This window comes from Yoonia sp., from assembly GCF_036007805.1.
GTDB lineage: Bacteria > Pseudomonadota > Alphaproteobacteria > Rhodobacterales > Rhodobacteraceae > Yoonia.
This window is the reverse complement of the sequence record NZ_DASYOK010000225.1, coordinates 1-5,974: the sequence shown is the minus strand read 5'-3', so window position 1 is coordinate 5,974 and position 5,974 is coordinate 1. Positions and strand designations below refer to the sequence as shown.

Below are 5,974 nucleotides of genomic sequence, written 5' to 3'. Positions count from 1 at the left end.
TGAAGTGACCAAGATCGAAGACGGCGGCATCGAAGTTGACTATGAGGGTGCGAAATCCTTCATCCGTCGTTCCGATCTGTCCCGTGACCGTGCCGAGCAGCGCCCTGAGCGCTTCCAGGTTGGCGACAAGGTTGACGTGCGTGTGACCAACATCGACAGCAAGACCCGCAAGCTGGGCCTGTCGATCAAGGCACGCGAAATCGCGGAAGAGAAGGAAGCAGTTGAGCAGTACGGTTCATCTGATTCCGGCGCATCCTTGGGTGATATCCTTGGTGCGGCTCTGAAGGGCGACGAATAAGCCTCAGGCATTTGCCAACGATTGAATTGACCCCCGCCGCAGGAGACTGCGGCGGGGGTTTTTCGTTTTGTTTGCGTCCGCTAGACATCCTTCGCCTATCGTGCGTATGCCGTTGGTGCGCGTGTAAAGCGGAGGTTTGCTATGCCCACCACACTTGTTGTCCTTGCACATCCTGATCGCCGTTCGTTCAACGCAGCCTGGGCCGATGCGACGGTACAGGCGTTAAGGGATGCGGGCCATGAGGTGCTGTGGTCGGACCTCTATGCATTGGGTTTTGATCCGGTCGAGGCGCCGCGCCACTATGTGGATTGGCCCGCGGACGTCCAGTTTGATCCGCTCAAGGCGCAGGAACAATCAGCCGCCCGAGGTGTGCTGCCCAAGGACGTGCAGGACGAGGTTGCGAAAATCCGGCAGGCGGACCGTATCATCTTTCACTTTCCGATCTGGTGGTTCTCACCGCCTGCAATCCTGAAAGGCTGGTTCGAGAGAGTTCTGGTCCATGGTGCGTTGCATCGTGTTGATACGCGGTTTGATGCGGGGCTTTGCACGGATAAGACGGCTTTGTTCTGTGTCACGACCGGCGCGAAGGACGCAGAATGTGGCTTTGACGGGAAAGAGGGTGATCTCGCGCTCTTGCTGTGGCCCGCGGCCTATACGCTGCGCTATCTTGGCTTCTCTGTGTTGGAGCCTGTCACAGTAAACGGCGTGCATGGGTATCATAGTGGCGAGGGCGCTGTTGATTTGCAGCACCGTTTGCAGTCTGTACTGGATGGTCAGGCGGCAGTTATTGCAGGGTTCGATGAGCGGCCCCGTCTGGCATTTAACGCGGATAGCGATTTTGACCAAAATGGGCGACTGCGCGTTGACCGCCCTTCCTACACGCCGTTCATCCGGCACCAGAAGGGCTGAAATCGTCTCTATCCGCTGCGAATCGGTGGGGTCGCCATCGTGGGCCACTGTGATCGTAAAGCGCGCGCGTGGGGCCGAATGGATGCAAATCCGGGTGCTCCGTGCTGTCTTGGTGACGCAAATAGGCGAAAACGCCACAATCGCGGTATTTCTTCGACGCTACAAAATGCCTATAGTCTTTTGAAAAGCGGGGACAAACCTGCTGCCATGTGTTCGCTTACTGGTTGGGAGGCCATACTATGATCCGTTCCGAACTGATCCAGAAACTCGCCGACGAGAACCCGCATCTTTATCAACGCGATGTCGAGAAGATTGTGAATACGATTTTTGAAGAGATCATCGAAGCGATGGCGCGTGGTGACCGGGTTGAGTTACGCGGGTTTGGTGCCTTTTCCGTCAAGAAGCGTGATCAGCGGATTGGCCGCAATCCCCGGACCGGTGAAGCGGTGGAAGTCGAAGAGAAGCACGTGCCATTTTTCAAGACCGGCAAGCTGCTGCGCGACCGCTTGAACGGCAGCTAGGCCTTCACAGGGCTTTTACAGAATTGAAACCTGCGGCGCGGAATAGCAGTTCACCGCGCCTATGAACTGCGGTATGCTTTCCCTATGAAAACCATTCGCTATGCATTCTGGGCCATTGTCGGCCTTTGCCTTATCCTGATTGGGCTTGCCAATCGTGATGTCGTCACCCTGCGCGCCATGCCAGAGGCAGTCGGTGACTTGATGGGGCTGGAACCCGATATCCAGCTGCCTTTGTTTGTTGTGATCTTCATTGCAGTGGGTGCCGGTCTGATGATCGGGTTCCTGTGGGAATGGGTGCGCGAACATCGCATCCGGTCCGATGCGCGCGGCAAAGCGCGTGAAGTCGAGGCGCTCAAGCGTGAGGTGGCACAGTTGCGTGGCGCTGCGGGAACCGGCAAAGACGGCGATGACGTTCTGGCATTGCTTGAAAAGACCGGCTAATGCCGCGCCAGACACGGGTCAAGATCTGCGGGCTTCGTGATGTTGCCGCGGTCAAAGCGGCTGTGGATGCCGGGGCTGCTTATGTCGGGCTGGTGTTTTTTCCGAAATCGCCGCGCAATGTAACGATTGCAGAGGCTGCGACACTTGCGCTGGCTGTGCCGGCCGGTGTGGCCAAAGTCGCGCTAGTGGTCGATGCGGATAACGCGCTGCTTGATGAGATTACCGCAAATGTCCCGCTTGATATCCTGCAACTGCACGGACATGAAGCACCCGAACGGGTGTCGGAAATACGGGCCCGTTATGGGCTGCCTGTCATGAAAGCGGTTGGTGTGGCCGATGAAAGCGATCTGGCAGCACTGGACAGCTATGCCCGTGTTGCGGATCAGATCCTTGTCGATGCCAAGCCGCCTAAGGACGCGGATTTACCAGGCGGGAACGGTCTGTCCTTTGACTGGCGTTTGATTGCGGGGCGCCGCTGGCCTGTGCCGTGGATGCTGGCCGGTGGTCTGACACCGGACACGGTGGGTGAGGCGATTGCGCTGACAGGGGCGTCACAGGTCGATGTGTCATCAGGGGTCGAATCCGCGCCGGGCGTGAAAGATGCTGCGCTGATTGCTGCGTTTTGTGCGGCCGCGCGGGCTGATTAAGGCGGCGTTTACCTTCTAAGTAGATGCTGAGGGTATGTAGCACGCGATTCTTCCTCTTTCACCCAAAGCATGGTTTCGGCATCTGTTTTCGGCGCAATCCGCGCGCGATGGTGGCGTGGTCCGGCGCAAGGTGCGCGATATGGAACGGATGGTGGGCCGTGACGTGTTTACTGCGGAAATCAGACGTCGTGGATACTCTGCCGTTGAAAACGCAGGACAGATTATCGTGTTCTGTAATGCTGAACCTGTGAAAGTTGTGGTCGGGTAACCAATTCCTGTTTCAGGAATTGTGGGCAAATCCTTATCAAGGATTTGCGTCCAGACTTTCGATGAAATCCTGCGACCTGATGGTCGCTTTACCATTCTCACAAGAATCGTTACGTCTGGCGGGCACAAATAAAGCAGGTGTCCTATGGCCAACGATCTTTTCAACAGCTTCATGACCGGTCCCGACGAAAAGGGCCGTTTCGGCGATTTTGGCGGACGTTTCGTGTCCGAGACGCTGATGCCGCTGATCCTCGAATTGGAGGCGCAATACGAGCACGCCAAAACCGATGAGACGTTCTGGGCCGAAATGCACGATCTCTGGACCCATTATGTTGGCCGCCCCAGCCCGCTTTACCACGCCGAGCGCCTGACCGCGCATCTGGGTGGTGCCAAAATCTACATGAAGCGCGACGAGTTGAATCACACCGGCGCGCATAAGATCAACAACGTGCTGGGCCAGATCATTCTGGCCCGCCGCATGGGCAAGACCCGTATTATTGCTGAAACAGGTGCAGGCCAGCACGGTGTTGCAACGGCCACGGTTTGTGCGAAATTCGGTCTGAAATGTGTGGTCTATATGGGCGCACATGATGTCGAGCGTCAGGCCCCCAACGTGTTCCGTATGCGCCTTCTGGGCGCAGAAGTAGTCGCTGTGACCTCTGGCCGTGGCACCCTGAAGGATGCAATGAACGATGCGCTGCGCGACTGGGTGACCAACGTGCGTGACACGTTCTATTGCATTGGCACCGTGGCAGGACCGCACCCATATCCTGCGATGGTGCGTGATTTTCAGGCGATCATCGGTCAGGAAACCAAAGAACAAATGCAGGCCGCCGAGGGCCGTCTGCCTGACACCCTGATCGCGGCGATCGGGGGGGGATCGAACGCGATGGGTCTGTTTTACCCGTTCCTTGATGACAAAGAAGTCAACATCATCGGCGTCGAGGCCGGTGGCAAAGGCGTGAATGCCAAGATGGAGCATTGCGCTTCTTTGACGGGCGGGCGCCCGGGCGTATTGCATGGCAACCGCACCTATCTGTTGCAGGATGATGTGGGGCAAATCCTTGAGGGCTTCAGCATCTCTGCCGGTCTTGATTACCCCGGTATCGGGCCGGAACATGCCTGGTTGCATGACATTGGCCGTGCGCAATATGTGGCGATCACCGATGTTGAGGCTTTGGAGGCGTTCCAGCTTTGCTGCGCACTTGAAGGCATCATTCCGGCGTTGGAGCCGTCCCACGCCCTTGCTCATGTGATGAAGATTGCACCCGACCTGCCCAAAGATCACCTGCTGGTCATGAACATGTGCGGGCGCGGGGATAAAGACATCTTTACCGTGGCTCAACATCTTGGCTTTGACATGAAGGCCTAGGTTATAGACGGCTAAACTTTGGTTTAGGTGCGCTGCGCAATGTCTACCGTGATCAAAGTAAACTCATTATCAATATGCCCGACTCGTTTTAATGGGCATATTGGAGTACGAGGCAGCGTTCCGATGTTGGAGAGGCGCTGATGATCGATGGTGAGGTTAGCAATGTTGCACGAACAAGAAATGCTCGCGCTTGAACGGGTGGCTTTTGCATGTTGAGGAAGATCGTCATTTGTCTCGCGCTTGCGGGCACACCTCAATTTGCAGCGGCGCAATCTGTGCAGGATCAAATCGTCTCGCAGCTGCGCGCCCAGGGATTTTCCGAGATTACCTTACAACGCACGTGGCTGGGCCGCGTGCGCGTGATCGCAAAGCGTGATGATCTGCGCCGCGAGCTTGTCTTTGATCCGCAAACAGGGGAAATCCTGCGCGACTATTGGCGCGAGGACAACGACGATGGTCCGCGGCTTTTCAATCCTGGCGGGTCTAATAGCGCGGGGTCTTCCTCTGAGCGCGATGACGACGATGATGACGACGACGATGATGATGATGATGATAACGACGATGACGACGATGACGACGATGACGACGATGATGACGACGATGATGATGACTAGTCCGCTCTGAGCAAAGGAAGCGCATTTGCTAAAAGGTCAGTGGGCCATTGTCGTTATCGTAGTGGTGCAGTTCCTCTGCGCGATCTTTTTTGTGTCGCGCATTCTTGCATCAATCTTCGGGATCAGTCCGCTCAGTTGGCAACTTTACGAACTGGTGGAACTCGGCGCGGCGCTGGGCCTTTTGCTTGGGGTTGGTTTTGGCTGGTTCACCCTGCGCCGGACGATGGTGCGCAATGCTGTTGTTGAAGATCAGCTTCGTCTGGCGTCGGGTGCCTTTATGGATGTTCTGGAAGAACGGTTCGGGGCATGGGAACTCACCCCTGCTGAAAGGGATGTGGCGCTGTTTGCCCTGAAGGGCATGTCAACCCAAGAGATTGCTGGGCTGCGTGAGGTCAGCGAAGGCACCATCAAGGCCCAGACAAATGCGATTTACCGCAAAGCCGGTGTCAGCGGGCGCACACAGCTTATGAGTCTCTTTATTGATGACCTGATAGCCAAGGCCTGATCAGTTTTCCGGATCGGGGGCTGCATTGGCGTGCAAAACGTTGATCGGGACGATTTCCAGCGCCCGGACGTGGGTTGCATGCAGATTGACCTGTGGCGCGCAGCCTTCTTCGTGGGCTTGTAAAAACCTGCCCGCGCAAAGGCACCAGCCATCGCCGGCCTTGAGCCCCGGAAAGCCGAACTCTGGCCGCGGTGTGCTCAGGTCGTTGCCGACGTATTTGGAAAAGGCCAGAAACTCATCTGTCATGACGGCGCAAACCGTGTGGCTGCCGTGATCGGCGGCGCAGGTATCGCAGGCCCCGTTGCGAAAGAACCCGGTCATAGGATCGGTCGAGCAGGGGGCAAGGGCGCTGCCGAGAACGTTGAAGGAGGGGTCTTTTTCCATGGGTACGCTGCCTTTC

10 protein-coding genes are annotated in these 5,974 nt (G+C 56.8%); 9 read left to right on the top strand and 1 reads right to left on the bottom strand.

Annotation, left to right across the window (positions count from 1 at the left end; genetic code table 11):
- The 9 genes from VGP75_RS12435 to VGP75_RS12395 form a co-directional block, all read left to right on the top strand.
- Nucleotides 1-298, top strand: a 298-nt coding sequence (locus VGP75_RS12435) for a S1 RNA-binding domain-containing protein (RefSeq protein ID WP_327543972.1), incomplete at its 5' end; no start/stop codon positions are given.
- Between the two features lie 141 nt (nucleotides 299-439).
- A complete protein-coding gene (locus VGP75_RS12430; RefSeq protein WP_327543971.1) occupies nucleotides 440-1,207 on the top strand; it encodes an NAD(P)H-dependent oxidoreductase in 768 nt (255 codons plus the stop codon).
- Between the two features lie 239 nt (nucleotides 1,208-1,446).
- Nucleotides 1,447-1,728 (top strand): integration host factor subunit beta, encoded by a 282-nt coding sequence (ihfB, locus tag VGP75_RS12425; RefSeq protein ID WP_327543970.1) that lies wholly within the window; start codon nucleotides 1,447-1,449, stop codon nucleotides 1,726-1,728.
- A gap of 84 nt (nucleotides 1,729-1,812) precedes the next feature.
- Nucleotides 1,813-2,169, top strand: a complete 357-nt coding sequence (locus tag VGP75_RS12420) for a LapA family protein (RefSeq protein ID WP_327543969.1) — start codon at nucleotides 1,813-1,815, stop codon at nucleotides 2,167-2,169.
- Nucleotides 2,169-2,816, top strand: coding sequence for a phosphoribosylanthranilate isomerase (locus VGP75_RS12415; protein WP_327543968.1), 648 nt, complete (start codon nucleotides 2,169-2,171; stop codon nucleotides 2,814-2,816). The genes VGP75_RS12420 and VGP75_RS12415 overlap by 1 nt, the downstream gene beginning before the upstream one ends.
- Nucleotides 2,817-2,955: 139 nt before the next feature.
- The gene (locus tag VGP75_RS12410; RefSeq protein ID WP_327543967.1) at nucleotides 2,956-3,084 is read left to right on the top strand and encodes a hypothetical protein; all 129 of its coding nucleotides are present in this window, start codon (nucleotides 2,956-2,958) and stop codon (nucleotides 3,082-3,084) included.
- Nucleotides 3,085-3,228: 144 nt separating this feature from the next.
- Nucleotides 3,229-4,455, top strand: a complete 1,227-nt coding sequence (gene trpB / locus VGP75_RS12405) for a tryptophan synthase subunit beta (protein ID WP_327543966.1) — start codon at nucleotides 3,229-3,231, stop codon at nucleotides 4,453-4,455.
- Nucleotides 4,456-4,664: 209 nt separating this feature from the next.
- Nucleotides 4,665-5,069, top strand: coding sequence for a hypothetical protein (locus VGP75_RS12400; RefSeq protein WP_327543965.1), 405 nt, complete (start codon nucleotides 4,665-4,667; stop codon nucleotides 5,067-5,069).
- 25 nt (nucleotides 5,070-5,094) lie between these two features.
- Nucleotides 5,095-5,574, top strand: coding sequence for a helix-turn-helix transcriptional regulator (locus VGP75_RS12395; protein WP_327543964.1), 480 nt, complete (start codon nucleotides 5,095-5,097; stop codon nucleotides 5,572-5,574).
- On the opposite strand, the gene VGP75_RS12390 is transcribed toward VGP75_RS12395, so the two are convergent.
- Nucleotides 5,575-5,958, bottom strand: coding sequence for a DUF2237 family protein (locus tag VGP75_RS12390; RefSeq protein WP_327543973.1), 384 nt, complete (start codon nucleotides 5,956-5,958; stop codon nucleotides 5,575-5,577).
- Between the last annotated feature and the right edge of the window lie 16 nt (nucleotides 5,959-5,974).